Source organism: Mycobacterium sp., from assembly GCF_050701515.1.
Taxonomy (GTDB): Bacteria; Actinomycetota; Actinomycetes; order Mycobacteriales; family Mycobacteriaceae; genus Mycobacterium.
In genome coordinates this window covers 25,924-42,601 of sequence record NZ_JBOGDB010000103.1, presented here as the reverse complement: position 1 = coordinate 42,601, position 16,678 = coordinate 25,924, and the positions used below count along the sequence as shown (strand labels likewise).

The window sequence follows — 16,678 nt, the reverse complement described above, 5'->3', positions numbered from 1 at the left end:
GTCGAGGCGTGCTGGCGGCTCGGCCGGCCGCTCCCACGCCACCCCGGCAACGCCGGCGACAGGGACGGCGAATCGCCGTACGCCCGGCTCCGCCGGTGGGCGCACATGCTCGGTTTCGGCGGCCATTCTCCACCAAGAGCCGCCGCTACCCCACCACCCTCCGCGCGCTCCGCGAGGCCCGGCAGCTCTGGCGACGCGCCAAGCACCGCACCGCCGACCACGCCGAGGACGAAACCACGTTGATCGTGGGCGCGCTCACCTACGCCTGCACCGGCTGGCGCACCACCGGCGACGCGCTCCTCGCCAACACCGCCGCCGCGCAAGCCCGCGAACACCGCCGCATCGCCCGCGAAGAGCTCCAAAGTCAGCAGGCCGCGTGAAAGGAGTGAGGAAGTGGCCAGTGAGGAGATTGTCAGAAAGTGGCTGACCGTTGCCGAGGTTGCGCACATGCTCGGCTTCGGTCTCAGCAAGACCTCGTGCTCACTGGCGAGATCCGCTCGGTCAAACACGGCCACCATCGCCGGATCACTCCTGCCGCGGTGGACGAATTCATCCGGCGAGTCGAGATGGAGGCGGCAGGATGACCAGGCGATCGCGTAGGAATGGCGAGGGCCCGATCTTCCCGTATCGCAACGGCTACGCCGCGTACGTCTGGGTGACCACACCGGCCGGCAACCGTCAACGCAAGTACGTCTACGGCAAGACCCGCGAGGACGTCCATCAGAAGTGGATGCTGCAAGGCGAAGCGCGGAAGGGTCCGGTGGCGACCTCGACGCCGTCTGTCGGGAGCTACTTGGCCTACTGGCTGCGCGAGGCCGTTGAACCGAACGTCGCGCCACTCACCGCGTCCACGTACGAGACGCTTGTACGGCTGTATATCGTTCCGGGGCTTGGCGCGAAGCGGCTCGATCGCCTGCAGGTGCGGGAGGTTCAGACCCGGCTCAACGGCGTTGGTCGTCAGTGTCAGTGCTGCGCTCAGGGGAAAGATGCGCGACGCCCTCATGACAAGCAGCGTTGCTGTGCCGTGGGCCAGTGCTGCGGCCAGGTCGTATCCGGACGGACTTTGCGCGATCTGCGAACGGCACTTCGAAGCGCTCTCGGCAACGCTGCACGAGAAGAGCTGATCTCCAAGAACGTCGCGGGTTTGGTGAAGCTGCCACCGGCTCGGAAGCACCGACGCCAGGCCTGGACGGTCGATGAGGCGCGGCAGTTCCTCGAATCCGCTCGGGCTGATGGTGACCCGCTCTACACCGCGTATGTCCTGATCTTGGTCCTCGGCCTTCGCAAGGGTGAGGAACTCGGCCTACGGTGGGAACCAGACGTGAACCTGGACGGCGCAGAGTTGGCGGTAAACGTCCAGCTACAACGGGTCAAGCGGCAGCTACTGCATCGCGAGACGAAGACCGACGCCTCGACGGCCGTGCTGCCGATGCCTGACATCCGTGTGGCGGCTCGGCGGTTCCGGGAGAAGCGTCGGGACGAAGATCGGGCAGCGGCGGCGGATGCTTGGCAAAGTTCGCAGTTGGTGTTCGCCACGCGGTACGGGACGCCGGTCGAGCCGCGCTACTTCAACCGCTCGTGGGACGCGCGGGTCGCTCGAGCCGGCGTTCGGCGGATCACCGTCCACGACGCCCGCCGCAGCTGTGCGTCGATGCTCGCGGCCCTCGACGTCCATCCCAGGGTGGCCATGGAGGTGCTGCGGCACGCCGAGTCGTCGGTGACCCTGGAGATCTACACCGTGGTCTCCTCGCAGGAGACGCGCGAAGCGCTCAAGCGGCTCAGTGATCGGCTCGAAGGATGACCACTGCTGTACTTCGCTGCTGTACGGGCATGCAAAGAGGCCCTCTCCGCGATGAGAAAGGGCCTCTGACCTGCGTCGGGGTGGCGGGATTTGAACCCACGACCTCTTCGTCCCGAACGAAGCGCGCTACCAAGCTGCGCCACACCCCGCGTAAAGCCACGACAGCGTATCGCACCCGCAAGGTTCGCCGCCAAATCGATATCGGGTCGGACAACGGGACTCTTGGCGACGTACGTCACGCCACGCCGCGGGATGAATCCGGTTTGTCGGTGGCGTTATGCACAATGACGGCAGATTGCCGGGTAACCGTTGAAGCGAGGCACGAGATGACCGGGTTGGGAGCGTCCATCTATCTGGGCTTCTTCGCCCTGGCCGCGTTGTGGCTGTTCTTGACCTCCGACGGGCCACTCATCCGGGATTCCGAGGATCAGGGCCAGCGACCGGAACGCTCGAATTCCACCAGCACCCCGGCGGCGTCCGACGGGTCCAGCCCCGCCTTGACCAGCCACTCGTCGCTGAAATAGGTGTCCGCGTAGCGATCGCCGCTGTCCGCGATCAGCGCCACCACCGATCCGCTGCGTCCGTCGGCGACCATCTCGGCCAGCAGGCCAAACGCACCCCAAAGATTCGTGCCGGTCGACGGGCCGACCCGGCGGCCCAGCACCGTGCTGACGTGACGGGCGGCGGCGATGGAGGCGGCGTCGGGAACCATCACCATGCGATCGACCACGTCCGGCAGGAAGGATGGCTCGACCCGCGGCCGGCCGATGCCCTCGATCCGCGACGACACCCCGGTGACCACGTCATCTCGGCCCTGCGCGAATGCCGGGAAGAAGGCGGAGTTCTCCGGGTCGACTACACACAACCGGGTGGCATATCGGCGATAGCGGATATACCGGCCGATCGTCGCGCTCGTCCCGCCCGTGCCCGCACCGACCACGATCCACTCCGGAATGGGATGCGTCTCTTCGTCCATCTGCGCGTAGATGGACTCGGCGATGTTGTTGTTGCCGCGCCAGTCGGTGGCCCGCTCCGCGTTGGTGAATTGGTCCAGATAGTGCCCGCCGGTCTCCTCGGCCAACCGCTCCGCCTCGGCGTACACCTGTGCGGACTCCGCCACGAAATGGCAACGCCCGCCTTGGGATTCGATGAGTTGGATCTTCGCGGCGCTGGTCGACGACGGCATCACCGCGATGAACGGCACGCCCAGCAGGGCCGCAAAGTACGCCTCCGAGACGGCCGTCGACCCCGACGACGCCTCGATGACGGTGGTGTTCTCACCAATCCAGCCGTTGCACAGCCCATAGAGGAACAGCGACCGCGCCAGCCGGTGTTTCAGGCTGCCGGTGATGTGGGTGGACTCATCCTTGAGGTACAGCGCGACGTCGACCCGCTCCGACCAGGCCGACGGCAGCGGGTATCGCAGTAAATGGGTGTCGGCGCTGCGCCGGGCATCGGCCTCGATCAACCGAACGGCGTTGTCCGCCCACCGGCGTGGCTGGTTGCGGACCGCGATCGAGGCGCGGTCGTTCACCGCACCGAAGCAGTGGGGTGGGATTGCCCCGCCCGCAGACCGGCGTCACGACCACCGGTCGGCGTCGCCACCAGGGTCAGCAGGGTGGCCTCGGGCCGGCAGCAGAACCGCAGCGGAGCGAACGGCGACGTGCCGATGCCGGCCGAGACGTGCAGCGCCATGTTGGCGCCCCACCGCGACGCACCCTTGACCCGCGACCGATCCAGGTCGCAGTTGGTGACGATGGCGCCGTAGTACGGCAGGCAGAGCTGGCCGCCGTGGGTATGGCCGGCCATCACCAGCTGATAGCCGTCGGCGGCGAAGCGATCCAGCACCCGCGGCTCGGGCGAGTGCGCCAGGCCCAGCTTCAGGTTCGCGATGGGGCTGGCCGGCCCGGCGATGGCCTCGTAGCGGTCGCGGGACAGGTGCGGATCGTCCACACCGGCCGTGGCCATCCGCAGCCCGGCCACCTCGAACTCGCGGCGGGTGTGCGTCAGGTCCAGCCAGCCACGCTCGGTGAAGGCGGCTCGCAGGTCCTGCCACGGCAGCGGCTGGCCGTACGCGCGGTGGCCGGGATTCGTCAGGTAATTGGCCGGGTTCTTCAGCCGCGGCCCGAAGTAGTCGTTGCTGCCGAACACGAATACGCCCGGCACCGACAGCAGGTCGCCCAGCGTCTGCACGACGGCGGGCACCGCCTTCGGGTGGGCCAGGTTGTCGCCGGTGTTGACGACCAGGTCCGGCTGGAGGCCGGCCAGCTCGCGCAGCCAAGCCTGCTTGCGGCGCTGATTGGGTCGCATGTGGATGTCGCTGATATGCAGCACCCGCAACGGCGTCGAACCCGGGGTCAGCACGGGCATCGTCACCTCGCGCGTCACGAACGCGTTCCGCTCGATGATCGACGCGTAACCGATGCCGGCGACGAGCGAGCCGGCGGCCACGGCGGCAGTGTTCTTCAGAATCGGGGCGGCGGGCATGCCAGGCAGCCTACTGCCAGGCAGCCGCCCGCATCGGCTCCGACCCGGCCAGCGTTATCTAGGCCGCACCGATCACGGCGGCGGCGGTGCCCCGGGCGGCGGAGCCGGTGGTGGGGGCGGACCCAGCACCGGCACGGTGATGGGTGGCAGACCGGGGATTTCCACCACCGTCGAGCCGGCGATCGGCGGTAGACCCGGGATCGCGGCGGGCGGCGGCGGTGGTGGCGGCGGGATGCCGTTGCTGATCTGGATGGTGATGATCGACCCGGGCACCGTCTGGCCGGACGGCGACGTCCCGACCACGGCACCGTACGACGCAGTGCTGTTGACCGGGGTGGCCTGGTCGGCGACCTGGAAGCCGGCGTCCTTCAGTCGTTGCCGTGCCAGCCCCTGGGTCAGGCCCGACACACTGGGTACCCGCGAGCCCGGCGCCCCGTCGACGAAGCGCGGATCGGTCGGCGGGAGCTTGACCTCGCCGAAGTTGTTAGCGACCGGTTTGATGGCTTGGAACCAGGTCCGAGCCGGCTCGTTGCCGCCGTACAGGTTCCCCGACCCGCACTGGCGCAGCGGGTACGAGCAGAGCTCGCCGGGGTTGGTGGAGTCGTCGTAGATGTAGTTCGCTGCCGCCAAGGTGTTGGTGAATCCGAGGAACCCCGACGAGCGGTGCGCCTCGGTGGTGCCGGTCTTGCCGGACATCGGCAGATCCCAGCCCGCCGATCCGGCCGCGCCGGCCGCCGTGCCCGCGCCGGTATCATCCTTGCTCAGCGCGTTGGCCAGGGTGTTGGCCAGCCCCTCGGGCACCACCTGTTCGCAGGTTTCGGTGGTGACCGACACCTCGGTGCCGTCGCGGTCGAAGACCTTGTCGATCGGCGTAGGCGGGCACCAGACCCCGCCGGAAGACAGCGTCGCGGCCACATTGGACAGCTCGAGGGCGTTGACCTCGATGGGGCCCAGGGTGAACGAGCCGAGGTTCTGCCGTTTGACGAAGTCGGCGAGGCTCTCGTTGCTCTCCGGGTCGTAGTCGCGCGCGGTACCGGGCAGCGCGTAGGACCGCAGGCCCAACTTGACCGCCATGTCCACCGTGCGCTGCACCCCGACCTGCGAGATGAGCTTGGCGAACGCGGTATTCGGCGAGACGGCCAGCGCGTCGGTGACATTCATCGAGCCGCGGTAGTTCCCGGCGTTCTGCACGCACCAGGTAGCCGGCGGGCAGCCCCTGGCGCCGCCGCTGCCCAGGCCCTTCGCCTGGAATCGGCTCGGCGCGTCCAGCTGCGCGTTGATGCCCATGCCCATGTCCATCGCGGCGGCCACGGTGAAGACCTTGAACACCGACCCGGCGCCGTCGCCGACCAGCGCGAACGGCTGGGGCTGCATGGTTTCGCCGGCTTCGATGTTCAGCCCGTAGGTCCGGTTGCTGGCCATCGCCAGCACGGGATGGGACTCCTTGCCCGGCTTGATCACGCTCATCACGCTCGCGATGCCTTCGAGGTCCGGGCCGGCGATGCCGTCGATGGCGGACTTGACCGGGGCCTGCACGTCTGGGTCCAGCGTGGTCCGAATCAGGTAGCCGCCCCTCGCCACCTGCTCCTTGCTGACGCCCGCGCGGGCCAGGTAGTCCAGCACGTAATCGCAGAAGAAGGCCCGGTCGCCGGCGGCGATACAGCCGCGCGGCAGCTCCTGGGGCACCGGCAGAACGCCCAACGGCTGCTCCTTGGCCGCGCGCAGCGCCTCGGCCTCCTGCGGCAGGTTCTCGATCATGGTGTCCAGCACGAGGTTTCGCCGTTCCAGCGCACCCTGGGGGTTGGTGTAGGGGTTCAGCGTGCTCGTCGACTGCACCATGCCGGACAGCAGCGCGGACTGCTCCCAGTTCAGTTCGGAGGCGTTGATGCCGAAGTAGGTCTGCGCGGCGTCCTGCACACCGAACGCGTTGTTCCCGAATGACACCAGGTTCAGGTAGCGGGTCAGGATTTCCGGCTTGGTGAACGTCTTGTCCAGCGTCAGCGCCATCCGGATCTCGCGCAGCTTGCGGGCCGGCGTGGTCTCCACGGCCGCCCGCTTTTCCGCGTCGGTCTGCGCGATAACCAGCAACTGGTAGTTCTTCACATACTGCTGCTCGATGGTGGAGCCGCCGCGGGTGTCGATGTTGCCGGACAGGTAGCCGGACAGACCGGTCAGGGTGCCCTGCCAGTCCACGCCGTTGTGCTCCGCAAACCTTTTGTCCTCGATCGAGACGATGGCCAGCTTCATGGTGTTGGCGATCTGATCGCCGGGCACCTCGAACCGGCGCTGCGAGTACAACCACGCGATGACATTGCCCTTGGCGTCCACCATCGTCGACACCGCGGGCACTTCGCCCTCGACGAGCTGGGCGGAACCGTTGGCAACCACGTCGGAGGCCCGGTTCGAGACCAGGCCGAACCCGCCGACGACCGGGAACATCAGCGCCGCGGCGACCACACTGGCCAGCAGGCAGCACCACGCCAGCTTGATGACCGTGACAGCGGTCGGCGGGCGCTCCGGCATGTCCTACAGAGTAACGACGTCGCCGGTCAGCATCCCCGGCGCGGGTCGATTGCCAGCATAAACGGGGTTACGGAGCGCTGTGCGGTCCGTCAGGACCGTCAGACGGCACGGTCGTGCCAAAAAAGGGCAAACAAACTGTTGCGTAAATACCCTGTGACCACCTAGCTTGTAGACACAGTGCGATTCAGGTAACAATCACCTGCGCAATGTGGCGTAGATCGCATCAGCGTTCTACACCGGAGGACTACGCCGTCGCTGAGGGGGCGGCTGGACTGTAAGGGGAACGCTGGTGTCGAGCACACGGCCCGCTGTTCGTAGGACAAGCACTGCCTCTCCACCCCACAGTTTGGTCCACGGCGCGGAGGCCGAGGCCCGCATCGCGTGGGTGTCCCAGGCCCGATGTCGCCAGGCCGACCCCGATGAGCTGTTCGTCCGGGGCGCCGCGCAGCGCAAAGCCGCGGTGATCTGCCGGCACTGCCCGGTGATCCTGGAATGCGGCGCCGACGCCCTCGACAATCGCGTCGAGTTCGGCGTCTGGGGCGGTATGACCGAACGCCAGCGCCGAGCCCTGCTCAAGCAGCACCCCGAAGTGGTGTCCTGGGCCGACTTCTTCGCCGCCCAGCGCAAACACCGCAGCGCGGTTTAGGCGCTACGCCGCTTCCGCCTCGCCGGTGATCTGATCGGCGATGGCCCGCAGCGCCTCCAGATCCGAAACGTCGAACGGCAGTGACGGCACCCCGACGATGGCCACGTGCGGGTTGGCGCCGGTGAACCGCGACAGCAGCCGAATCTCGCGCTTGGCCGTCATCGCCCGCGCGGCGTGAATCCGCAGCACCGCGCCCGCCGGCGCGTCGGGATCCTCGGCCTCCAGATCGTCGGCCGCTTCGGAGGCCTTGTCGGCGTGCAGGCTCGACAACGTCGGGTGAGTGCGATTGAGGATCAGTCCGGCCAGCGGCATGTGTTCCTCAGACAGCCGGTCGACGAAGAACGATGCCTCCCGCAGCGCGTCCGGCTCGGCCGCCGAGACCACGACGAACTGGGTACCGCGCCGCTTGAGCAGCTCGTAGGTACGGTCGGCCTTCTCCCGGAAGCCCCCGAACGTGGCATCAAGTGACTGCACGAAGGCGGCCGCGTCGGACAGCATCTGCGAGCCGAGCACCGTCGACAGCGCTTTCATGGCCAGCCCGACCGCCCCCGTGACCAGTCGTCCGATGCCGCGACCGGGACCCAACAGCAGCTTCCACAACCGACTGTCCATGAAGCCGCCCAACCGCTTTGGGGCGTCCAGGAAGTCCAACGCGTTGCGCGACGGTGGGGTGTCCACCACCACCAAATCCCAACGGTCCTCGGCGAGCAGCTGGCCCAGCTTCTCCATCGCCATGTATTCCTGGGTGCCGGCCAGCGAGGTGGCAACCGTCTGATAGAACTGGTTGTCCAAAATCTCTTGTGCGCGTTCGGGCCCCGAGTACTGCACGACCATTTCATCGAAGGTGCGGCGCATGTCCAGCATCATCGCGTGCAGCTCGCCCGCCACTTCCGGAGCGAGCGGCACCCGCTGCGGCGAGTTGCCCAGATCCTCGATACCCAGCGCCTGGGCCAGCCGCTTCGCCGGGTCGATGGTCAACACCACGACCGTGCGGCCATACTCGGCTGCCCGTAGCGCCATCGCAGCCGCAGTCGTGGTCTTGCCGACACCGCCTGCGCCGCAACAGACTACGACGCGATTGGAGGTGTCCTCCAGGATCGAGCCCATGTCCAGGACAGGCGGCGTGGTACTCATCGACGGGGCTCCTTGGTCCGATTCTCTTCGTTCATCGGACGCCCTGGTGGGCAAGCGCTTCGGCAAGCTCGTACAGGCTGCCAAGGTCAACGCCGTCGGGAAGGGCCGGCAGCTCGAGTCGCGGCACGTCGAGCTCGTCGAGTTGCTCGGCACTCTCTGCGCGCGCAGTGATCCTGGTGGCGTGCTGGATGGTCTCGGTGAGCAGACCGGCAAAGTCGCTGTCGGACAATGTGATTCCGGCCTTGGTCAGTTGGGCGCGGACGGCGTCGGCGTCGATGTCGCCCTCGGCGGCCTTGGCAAGGGCGTCGGGCTCCAGATACGCCGGGATGTTGCGGTTCACGATGACGCTGCCGATGGACAGGCCTATCTCCTTCAACTCGTCAATCGCCTCGATGGTCTCCTGCATCGGCAGCGCCTCCAGCAGGGTCACCAGGTGGATCGCCGTCATATCGGAGTGCAGCAGCTTGACGACGCCGTCGGCCTGCGAATGGACCGGGCCGCCCTTGGCCAGATCCGAGACGGCCTTGGTGACGTCGAGGAAGCGGGCGATGCGACCGGTCGGCGGCGAGTCCACCACCACGGCGTCGTACACGGTGTGCTTGGTGGCCCGGCTGGGTTTGTCGGCGCGCGCAACGATTTCCTTGATCTTGCCGGTGAGCAGCACGTCACGCAGACCCGGTGCGATCGTGGTGGCGAACTCGACGGCACCGATCCGCCGCATCGCGCGGCCGGCCAGACCGAGGTTGTAGAACATGTCCAGGTATTCCAGGAAGGCCGCCTCGGTGTCGATGGCCAGCGCGTTGACGTGGCCGCCGCCGTCGGCGGTTGCGATCTTCACTTCTTCGTAGGGCAGCGGAGGCACGTCGAAAAGTTGCGCAATGCCTTGTCGCCCTTCGACTTCGACCAGTAGTACTGTGCGCCCCCCGGCCGCCAGCGCGAGCGCCAGCGCGGCGGCGATGGTCGACTTGCCGGTGCCGCCTTTGCCGGTGACGAAGTGCAATCGCGCTTTGGTCAAGCGAGACGGCCAGCCGAGGTGTTTACGGCCGTTCGGTGCGGTAGCCACCACTGCATGCTAACGAAGCCCTCCCGGCCGCCCGATAAGCTCAACCCCATGAGCGAACCGACCCGTTGGGAGTACGCCACCGTCCCGCTGCTGACGCATGCCACCAAGCAGATTCTCGACCAGTGGGGCGAAGACGGCTGGGAGCTGGTGTCGGTGCTGCCGGGCCCGACCGGTGAGCAGCATGTGGCTTACCTGAAGCGACCCAAGTGATGGCCGAGTCGACCTGGTCAGCCCGGCTCGCCGACCAGGGCATCAAGCTGCCGGAGGTCGCCGCGCCGCTGGCGGCCTACGTGCCCGCGGTGCGCACCGGCAACCTCGTCTACACCGCAGGGCAGCTGCCGATGGCGGCGGGCGAGCTGTCGGCGATCGGCAAGGTCGGCGCCGAGGTCACCCCCGAGGTGGGCAGGACGCTGGCCCGGATCTGTGCGCTCAACGCGCTGGCGGCGGTGCACTCGCTGGTGGGCATCGATGCCATCGTCCGCGTCGTCAAGGTGGTCGGGTTCGTCGCCTCCGCGCCGGGATTCCATGGCCAGCCAGCTGTCGTCAACGGGGCGTCCGAGCTGTTCGGTGAGGTGTTCGGCGATGCCGGGGCGCACGCCCGCTCCGCGGTCGGGGTATCCGAGTTGCCGCTGGACGCGCCGGTGGAAATTGAGCTGATCGTCGAGGTGAAGTGAGCTCGGGTCTCGAGCATCCGGCCTACGGGCTGCTGCGCCCGGTGACCGAGACCGCCTCGGTGCTGCTGTGCAACAACCCCGGGTTGCTGACGCTTGACGGCACCAACACCTGGGTGCTGCGGGGGCCGCGCAGCGACGAGATGGTGATCGTCGACCCCGGTCCCGATGACGATGAGCACATCGCCCGGCTGGTCGCCCTGGGCACGATCGCGCTGGTGCTGATCAGCCACAAGCACGGCGACCACACCGACGGCATCGACAAGCTCGTCGAACGCACCGGGGCGACGGTGCGCTCGGTGGGCAGCGGGTTCCTCCGCGGACTGGGTGGTCCCCTGACCGACGGCGAGGTCATCGACGCCGCCGGCCTGCGCATCACGGTGATGGCCACCCCCGGGCATACCGCCGATTCGCTGTCGTTCCTGCTCGACGGCGCCGTACTGACCGCGGACACCGTGCTGGGCCGCGGCACCACGGTCATCGACAAGGAAGACGGCAGCCTGGCCGAGTACATGGAATCGTTGAAGCGGCTGCACGGCCTGGGCCACCGGACGGTGCTGCCGGGCCATGGCCCCGACCTCGACGACCTCGAGGAGGTCACCGCGATGTACCTGGCACATCGCCGGGAGCGGCTCGATCAGGTGCGTGACGCGTTGCGGACGCTCGGCGACGACGCCAGTGCCCGCCAGATCGTCGAGCATGTCTACACCGATGTCGACGAAAAGCTGTGGGACGCCGCCGAATGGTCGGTGCAAGCCCAGCTCGACCACCTCCGCGCCAGATAGCGCGAGAACTAGCGGGCGCGGCGGGCCAACCGCTCGGAGTCTGAGATCAAAACGCTCTTGCCCTCCAAGCGGATCCAGCCGCGATGTGCGAAGTCGGCGAGCGCCTTGTTGACCGTCTCGCGCGACGCGCCGACCAGCTGAGCGATCTCTTCCTGTGTGAGGTCATGCGTCACCCGCAGCGCGCCACCCTCCTGGGTACCGAACCGCTGTGCCAGCTGCAGCAGCTGCTTGGCGACCCGTCCGGGCACGTCGGTGAAGATCAGGTCGGCCAGGTTGTTGTTGGTGCGACGCAGCCGGCGAGCAAGCACCCGCAGCAGCTGCTCGGCGATCTCGGGCCGATCCGCGATCCAGGCGCGCAGCGCGTCGCGGTCCATGGACACCGCGCGCACCTCGGTGATCGTGGTCGCGCTCGAGGTCCGCGGACCCGGATCGAAGATCGACAATTCGCCGAACATGTCCGACGGGCCCATGATGGTGAGGAGATTTTCGCGGCCGTCCGGAGACCGGCGTCCGATCTTGACCTTGCCCGCGATGATGATGAACAGCCGATCGCCGGGCTCTCCCTCGGCGAACACGGTGTGTCCGCGCGGGAAGTCGACAGGCTGCAGTTGCTTTGTCAGCGCGGATACGGCGCTCGGCTCGACCCCCTGGAAGATTCCGGCCCTGGCCAGGATCTCGTCCACGTTGCCCCTCTTAAGCTGTTGGGTGATATGACATGCGCAAGCCGACCTCTAATTGGTTAGCGAGATAAGTCTAGAGGTAGGCCATTTCGTGACTAGCCACGCTACACACGATTGGCATGCCGAGTCGGCTGAAACTCAGTATTGGCGCGGTTGTACACATAGAGCGGCGTTGGCAAATGCGTCCACTCATCGACGGTTTTGATGGACTCGAACCCGGAATCGGGTTCGTGCAGCCGACGATGCAGGCAGTCCAATGCTTGCGGCATACCGTCTCGCGCCAGCGTACGGACGTCATCGGCCCGCGCCTGCTTGAGGAACTGGGCGACGTCGGCAGCCGAGACGGTGTCGCGGTTCAGGCCCGACTCCAGGCGCTCCAGCCCGAATGTGGCCAACATCAGCAACCCTGGAATGAAGGCCACGAGCAACCACGACACAAGGCTGTAGTAAACACGGCGAAGGTCTCGGTGGGATCACGAAATGTCACCGGTCCGCAGTACCCATTGTCGGTTCCGTCAGTACGCTGGCAGCCGTGACGGTGGGTGAGTCTTCGGCCAAGCCGGCCAAGCGCGCGGGCGCCCGTAAGTGGGATTCGGAGACCCACCTCGGGCTGGTGCGGCGGGCGCGACGAATGAACCGCGAACTGGCACAAGCGTTTCCGCATGTTTACTGCGAGCTTGACTTCACCAATCCGCTGGAATTGACGGTGGCGACCATCCTGTCGGCACAAAGCACCGACAAGGGGGTCAACCTGACCACCCCGGCGTTGTTCAAGAAGTACCGCAGCGCGTTGGACTACGCGCAGGCCGACCGCACCGAACTTGAGGAAATGGTCCGCCCCACCGGCTTCTACCGCAACAAGGCCAACGCGCTGATCCGGCTGGGCCAGGAGCTGGTCGAGCGGTTCGATGGCGAGGTGCCGGCGACCATGGAGGAGCTTGTCACCCTGCCCGGTGTCGGGCGCAAAACCGCCAACGTCATCCTCGGCAACGCCTTCGACATTCCCGGGATCACCGTCGACACCCACTTCGGCAGGCTGGTCCGGCGCTGGCGGTGGACGGAGGAGCAGGACCCCGTCAAGGTCGAGCACGCGGTCGGCGACCTCGTCGAGCGCAGCGAGTGGACCGACCTGAGCCACCGGGTGATCTTCCACGGCCGTCGTGTCTGTCACGCCCGCAAGCCGGCCTGCGGCGTGTGCGTGCTGGCCAAGGACTGCCCGGCATTCGGCGCCGGCCCAACCGACCCGGTGGAGGCGGCTCCGCTGGTCAAGGGCCCGGAGGCCGAACACCTGCTGGCGTTGGCCGGGCTGTAGCCCCGGTCATGAGAACGTCGACCCGCTTTACCGTCGCGGTGATGGTCGTCGTGGTCGCGCTCGGGGTGGCGCTGTGGACGCAGCTGGACCGCAACAGATTGCCGACCGGCATTGGCGGGCCGGGGCCGGCCCGCGAACACCGGGACGCTGATACCCCCGAGGCGCTGGCCGGGCCGCGGAAGCGGGCCGATCTGGAGCCGTGTCCAACCACCGGGCCGGCGGCGGGTCCGGAGAGGCTGCAGGGCATCACGGTCGAGTGCGCGGGCGACGGCTCGGACGTCGACGTCGCCAGGGCGCTGGCCGGCCGGGCGGTGGTGCTGAACCTTTGGGCCTATTGGTGCGCGCCGTGCGCCGAGGAACTGCCCGCGATGGCCGAGTATCAACGGCGGGTCGGTCCGGACGCGATGGTGGTGACGGTGCATCAGGACGAGAACGAAACCGCCGCACTGCTGCGGCTGGCCGAGCTGGGGGTGCGGCTGCCGACGTTGCAGGACGGCAGGCGCTTGATCGCCGCGGCATTGCAGGTGCCCAACGTGATGCCCGCGACGGTGCTGCTGCGCCCGGACGGTAGCGTTGCCGAGATCCTGCCGCGTTCGTTCGCCAGCGCCGATGAGATCGCCGCTGCGGTCGGTCCACAGTTAGGAGTGCCGGGGTGAGCTCCAAGCGCGAACGGAGTCTGCTGACTCCCGACGCCGCCCCGTCCTGGCTCAAACCGCTGGTCGACAACGCCCACCACGTGAAGCGCGCCTACCGCCGCCGGGTACCCGCCGAGGTGCTGGCCTTGGTCACCGCTGCCAACGCCACGGCGGCGATGACCGGCGCAGGCCGCGACGCCGCGGTGCTGGTGCTGTTCTCCGGTCCGCAGGATTCGTCGACTACCGGCGGGGTGCCGGACGACGCGGATCTGCTGGTGACGGTGCGGGCATCGACGTTGCGCCACCATGCGGGCCAAGCCGCGTTTCCCGGCGGAGCCGCCGATCCCGGCGACACCGGTCCGATACACACCGCGCTGCGCGAGGCGAACGAGGAGACCGGCGTCGACCCTGGCCGGTTACACATGCTGGCGACGCTTGAGAAGATGTTCATCCCGCCGTCGGGCTTCCACGTTGTGCCGGTGCTTGCCTACTCGCCCGATCCGGGCCCGGTCGCCGTGGTGGACGAATCGGAAGCCGTGATAGTGGCGCGGGTACCGGTGCGCGCGTTCATCAATCCGGAGAACCGAATCATGGTGTATCGCAAGGAGAATACGCGTCGCTTCGCCGGCCCGGCGTTTCTGCTCGACGAAATGTTGGTGTGGGGGTTCACCGGCCAGGTGATCTCCGCGATGCTCGACGTGGCCGGCTGGTCGCAGCCGTGGAACACCGACGACGTGCGCGAATTGGACGACGCGATGGCCCTGGTCGGACACGAGGACAGCTATGGTGAGGCCCAACAATGACATCGTCGCAGTGGCTGGACCTCGCCGTTCTCGCTATCGCGCTCGTCGCCGCCATCTCGGGCTGGCGCTCCGGGGCGCTGGGCTCGCTGCTGTCCTTCATCGGCGTGGTGCTGGGCGCGACCGCCGGGGTGCTGCTGGCACCGCATGTGGTCGGCAACATCACCGGACCGCGCACCAAGCTGTTCGTGGCCCTGTTCTTGATCCTGGGGTTGGTCGTGATCGGCGAGATCGCCGGCGTGGTGCTGGGCCGCGCGGTACGGGGCGCTATCCGTAACCGCACGCTGCGCACGTTCGACTCGGTGATCGGCGTCGGTATACAGATCGTGGCCGTGCTGGTGGCGGCGTGGCTGCTGGCTACCCCGCTCACGAGGTCCGACCAGCCAAGCCTGGCCGCCGCCGTCCGCGGCTCGCAGGTGCTGGGCCAGGTGAACGAGGTGGCCCCGAGCTGGCTGAAGTCGGTTCCCAACCGGCTCTCGGCGCTGTTGGACACCTCCGGCCTACCCGACGTGCTGCAACCGTTCGGCCGCACGCCCATTGTCGCCGTCGACGAACCGAACGCCGCCTTGACCGCCGACCCGGTCGTCGCCGCTGTCGCGCCGAGTGTGATGAAGATTCGGGGTACGGCGCCCGGCTGCCAAAAGGTGTTGGAGGGCAGCGGTTTCGTGGTCTCACCGAACCGGGTGATGTCCAATGCGCACGTGGTCGCGGGTTCGGACAGCGTCACCGTCGAAAACGACGGCCAGACCTACGACGCCAGCGTGGTGTCCTATGACCCGGACGCCGACATCTCCATCCTCGACGTGCCGGACTTGCCGTCGAACCCGCTCATGTTCGCCGAAGAGCCAGCCAAGACCGGCACCGACGCGTTGGTGCTGGGATACCCCGGCGGTGGTGACTTCCAGGCGACCCCGGCGCGGGTGCGCGAGACGATCAACCTCAGCGGACCGGACATCTACCGGACAAAGACAGTCGAACGCGAGGTATACACAATCAGAGGCACTGTGCGGCAAGGCAATTCCGGTGGCCCGATGATCGACCGCAATGGACAGGTGTTGGGTGTGGTGTTCGGCGCAGCCGTCGACGACGCGGACACCGGGTTCGTGCTGACCGCCGAGGAAGTCGCGCAACAGCTGGCCAGGATCGGCAACTCCCAGCCTGTCCCGACCGGGGTTTGTGTCACATGATCGGAGATCCGTACACCTGGTCCAGGAAACGCGACAATTGGCCATTGACCTCCTGCGGTGCTTCTTCATGACCGAAATGACCTGCGCCAGCGATTGATACGTAGCGGCCATGCGGCGCGTATCGTTGCGTGCGATACACCGAGTCGGCCAGCACGTAGGGGTCGGCGTCGCCGCGGATGTGTAATACCGGCACCGCCAGCGGCCGTTTCATCGACCTCATGAATCGGCGACCCTCGCTGCGCAGCTGGCTACGTACCGCCCAGCGCTGGTACTCCAGTGCCGAATGCGCCGCCGACGGTATCTGGATCGCTTGGCGCATGTGTCTGATGGTCTCGGAAAAATCTTCTGAGGCAAGCCATTTCTCACTGGCACGACTGCGAACCAGGCCTTCCAGTTCCTCGGCGTTGTGTCGGGTCAGCGCGCGCTCCGGCCAGATCGGTATCTGGTAGCGCAGCATCCATGGCAGCAGCGCCAGTCCTTGATCGCGCCGGGTCAGCGCGGAAGAGCGCAGTGCGCACGGGTGCGGCGAGCTGATCACCGCGATCGCACGCACCATCCGCGGGTGCAGCACCGACGTCGCCCAGCAGACCAGGCCGCCGTCGGCGTGACCGACCAGCGTGGCTGACGGGTGCCCGAGTGCGCGGACCAGACCCGCGGTGTCACCCGCCAGCGTCCAGCCGTCATAGCCCCGCGGCGGCTTGTCGCTGCCGCCGTAGCCGCGCAGGTCGACCGCGACGACGCGGGCGCCGGTGAGCCCGCGCAGTTGGTGCCGCCACGACCACCAGAACGAGCCGAACCCGTGCAGCAGGATGACCAGCGGCCGCTCGGTCATCGGCTTGTCCGATTCGTCGGGCTTGGCGTCGGCCTCCACGACATGGAACCGAATCCCGTTGGCGTGCACCTCAAGATGGCGCCACGGACCGCCGATGCGTGTCACCGACGGATCGGGCATCC

The 16,678-nt window shown here is 67.5% G+C and carries 18 protein-coding genes and 1 tRNA gene; 10 read left to right on the top strand and 9 right to left on the bottom strand.

Features of this window, described 5'->3' with window-relative positions:
• A partial coding sequence (locus tag ACRDU5_RS08880) for a replication initiator (RefSeq protein WP_526614108.1) occupies positions 1–380 on the top strand: 380 nt, incomplete at its 5' end.
• Between the two features lie 200 nt (positions 381–580).
• Positions 581–1,801 (top strand): site-specific integrase, encoded by a 1,221-nt coding sequence (locus tag ACRDU5_RS08875; RefSeq protein WP_526614107.1) that lies wholly within the window; start codon positions 581–583, stop codon positions 1,799–1,801.
• Between the two features lie 75 nt (positions 1,802–1,876).
• Here ACRDU5_RS08875 and ACRDU5_RS08870 read toward each other — a convergent pair.
• From ACRDU5_RS08870 to ponA2, 4 genes are all read right to left on the bottom strand, one after another.
• Positions 1,877–1,950 (bottom strand) — tRNA-Pro (locus tag ACRDU5_RS08870).
• Between the two features lie 278 nt (positions 1,951–2,228).
• Positions 2,229–3,335, bottom strand: coding sequence for an L-cysteine desulfhydrase Cds1 (gene cds1, locus ACRDU5_RS08865; protein ID WP_526614106.1), 1,107 nt, complete (start codon positions 3,333–3,335; stop codon positions 2,229–2,231).
• Positions 3,332–4,288: a metallophosphoesterase gene (locus ACRDU5_RS08860; protein ID WP_526614105.1), complete on the bottom strand. Its 957-nt coding sequence runs from the start codon at positions 4,286–4,288 to the stop codon at positions 3,332–3,334. The genes cds1 and ACRDU5_RS08860 overlap by 4 nt, the downstream gene beginning before the upstream one ends.
• A gap of 72 nt (positions 4,289–4,360) precedes the next feature.
• Entirely contained in the window at positions 4,361–6,811 is a 2,451-nt protein-coding gene (gene ponA2, locus ACRDU5_RS08855) for a transglycosylase/D,D-transpeptidase PonA2 (RefSeq protein ID WP_526614104.1), read from the bottom strand.
• Positions 6,812–7,100: 289 nt separating this feature from the next.
• Here ponA2 and ACRDU5_RS08850 point away from each other — a divergent pair, with 289 nt between their 5' ends.
• A complete protein-coding gene (locus ACRDU5_RS08850; RefSeq protein ID WP_526614103.1) occupies positions 7,101–7,457 on the top strand; it encodes a WhiB family transcriptional regulator in 357 nt (118 codons plus the stop codon).
• 3 nt (positions 7,458–7,460) lie between these two features.
• On the opposite strand, the gene bagB is transcribed toward ACRDU5_RS08850, so the two are convergent.
• Both bagB and bagA read right to left on the bottom strand, forming a co-directional pair.
• Positions 7,461–8,591 carry an ATPase BagB gene (bagB, locus tag ACRDU5_RS08845; RefSeq protein ID WP_526614102.1) on the bottom strand — a complete coding sequence of 377 codons (1,131 nt, stop codon included), beginning with the start codon at positions 8,589–8,591 and terminating at the stop codon, positions 7,461–7,463.
• Positions 8,592–8,622: 31 nt separating this feature from the next.
• Positions 8,623–9,654, bottom strand: a complete 1,032-nt coding sequence (bagA, locus tag ACRDU5_RS08840; protein ID WP_526614101.1) for an ATPase BagA — start codon at positions 9,652–9,654, stop codon at positions 8,623–8,625.
• Between the two features lie 48 nt (positions 9,655–9,702).
• Between bagA and sp36 the strand changes: the two genes are divergently transcribed.
• Genes sp36 through ACRDU5_RS08825 form a run of 3 tightly spaced genes read left to right on the top strand, consistent with a single transcriptional unit; the run spans position 9,703 to position 11,110 of the window.
• Complete coding sequence (sp36, locus tag ACRDU5_RS08835; protein ID WP_014817956.1) at positions 9,703–9,864, top strand: Sp36 family protein; 162 nt, start codon at positions 9,703–9,705, stop codon at positions 9,862–9,864.
• The gene (locus tag ACRDU5_RS08830; protein WP_526614100.1) at positions 9,864–10,328 is read left to right on the top strand and encodes a RidA family protein; all 465 of its coding nucleotides are present in this window, start codon (positions 9,864–9,866) and stop codon (positions 10,326–10,328) included. The genes sp36 and ACRDU5_RS08830 overlap by 1 nt, the downstream gene beginning before the upstream one ends.
• Complete coding sequence (locus ACRDU5_RS08825) at positions 10,325–11,110, top strand: MBL fold metallo-hydrolase (protein ID WP_526614099.1); 786 nt, start codon at positions 10,325–10,327, stop codon at positions 11,108–11,110. The genes ACRDU5_RS08830 and ACRDU5_RS08825 overlap by 4 nt, the downstream gene beginning before the upstream one ends.
• An 8-nt stretch (positions 11,111–11,118) precedes the next feature.
• Here the strand turns inward: ACRDU5_RS08825 and crp are convergent, their stop codons facing one another.
• Both crp and ACRDU5_RS08815 read right to left on the bottom strand, forming a co-directional pair.
• Positions 11,119–11,793 carry a cAMP-activated global transcriptional regulator CRP gene (crp, locus tag ACRDU5_RS08820; RefSeq protein ID WP_526614098.1) on the bottom strand — a complete coding sequence of 225 codons (675 nt, stop codon included), beginning with the start codon at positions 11,791–11,793 and terminating at the stop codon, positions 11,119–11,121.
• A gap of 101 nt (positions 11,794–11,894) precedes the next feature.
• On the bottom strand, positions 11,895–12,188 hold the full coding sequence (locus ACRDU5_RS08815; protein WP_526614111.1) for a hypothetical protein: 294 nt from the start codon (positions 12,186–12,188) through the stop codon (positions 11,895–11,897).
• Between the two features lie 233 nt (positions 12,189–12,421).
• Here ACRDU5_RS08815 and nth point away from each other — a divergent pair, with 233 nt between their 5' ends.
• Genes nth through marP form a run of 4 tightly spaced genes read left to right on the top strand, consistent with a single transcriptional unit; the run spans position 12,422 to position 15,724 of the window.
• The gene (gene nth / locus ACRDU5_RS08810) at positions 12,422–13,102 is read left to right on the top strand and encodes an endonuclease III (protein ID WP_526614110.1); all 681 of its coding nucleotides are present in this window, start codon (positions 12,422–12,424) and stop codon (positions 13,100–13,102) included.
• An 8-nt stretch (positions 13,103–13,110) separates the two neighbouring features.
• The gene (locus ACRDU5_RS08805; protein ID WP_526614097.1) at positions 13,111–13,758 is read left to right on the top strand and encodes a TlpA family protein disulfide reductase; all 648 of its coding nucleotides are present in this window, start codon (positions 13,111–13,113) and stop codon (positions 13,756–13,758) included.
• Complete coding sequence (locus ACRDU5_RS08800) at positions 13,755–14,540, top strand: NUDIX hydrolase (RefSeq protein WP_526614096.1); 786 nt, start codon at positions 13,755–13,757, stop codon at positions 14,538–14,540. The genes ACRDU5_RS08805 and ACRDU5_RS08800 overlap by 4 nt, the downstream gene beginning before the upstream one ends.
• Positions 14,537–15,724, top strand: coding sequence for an acid resistance serine protease MarP (gene marP / locus ACRDU5_RS08795; RefSeq protein WP_526614095.1), 1,188 nt, complete (start codon positions 14,537–14,539; stop codon positions 15,722–15,724). Before ACRDU5_RS08800 ends, marP begins: the two co-directional genes overlap by 4 nt.
• On the opposite strand, the gene ACRDU5_RS08790 is transcribed toward marP, so the two are convergent.
• Positions 15,717–16,676 carry an alpha/beta fold hydrolase gene (locus tag ACRDU5_RS08790; protein ID WP_526614094.1) on the bottom strand — a complete coding sequence of 320 codons (960 nt, stop codon included), beginning with the start codon at positions 16,674–16,676 and terminating at the stop codon, positions 15,717–15,719. The two genes, marP and ACRDU5_RS08790, sit on opposite strands and share 8 nt — an antisense overlap.
• Between the last annotated feature and the right edge of the window lie 2 nt (positions 16,677–16,678).

What these genes read in the sequence shown, in the direction of transcription:
- ACRDU5_RS08875 (WP_526614107.1), top strand. Translation starts at nt 581, where the DNA reads ATGACCAGGCGATCGCGTAGGAATGGCGAGGGCCCGATCTTCCCGTAT.
- ACRDU5_RS08860 (WP_526614105.1), bottom strand. Translation starts at nt 4,288, where the DNA reads ATGCCCGCCGCCCCGATTCTGAAGAACACTGCCGCCGTGGCCGCCGGC.
- ponA2 (WP_526614104.1), bottom strand. Translation starts at nt 6,811, where the DNA reads ATGCCGGAGCGCCCGCCGACCGCTGTCACGGTCATCAAGCTGGCGTGG.
- bagB (WP_526614102.1), bottom strand. Translation starts at nt 8,591, where the DNA reads ATGAGTACCACGCCGCCTGTCCTGGACATGGGCTCGATCCTGGAGGAC.
- sp36 (WP_014817956.1), top strand. Translation starts at nt 9,703, where the DNA reads ATGAGCGAACCGACCCGTTGGGAGTACGCCACCGTCCCGCTGCTGACG.
- ACRDU5_RS08830 (WP_526614100.1), top strand. Translation starts at nt 9,864, where the DNA reads ATGGCCGAGTCGACCTGGTCAGCCCGGCTCGCCGACCAGGGCATCAAG.
- ACRDU5_RS08815 (WP_526614111.1), bottom strand. Translation starts at nt 12,188, where the DNA reads ATGTTGGCCACATTCGGGCTGGAGCGCCTGGAGTCGGGCCTGAACCGC.
- nth (WP_526614110.1), top strand. Translation starts at nt 12,422, where the DNA reads ATGAACCGCGAACTGGCACAAGCGTTTCCGCATGTTTACTGCGAGCTT.
- ACRDU5_RS08805 (WP_526614097.1), top strand. Translation starts at nt 13,111, where the DNA reads ATGAGAACGTCGACCCGCTTTACCGTCGCGGTGATGGTCGTCGTGGTC.
- marP (WP_526614095.1), top strand. Translation starts at nt 14,537, where the DNA reads ATGACATCGTCGCAGTGGCTGGACCTCGCCGTTCTCGCTATCGCGCTC.
- ACRDU5_RS08790 (WP_526614094.1), bottom strand. Translation starts at nt 16,676, where the DNA reads ATGCCCGATCCGTCGGTGACACGCATCGGCGGTCCGTGGCGCCATCTT.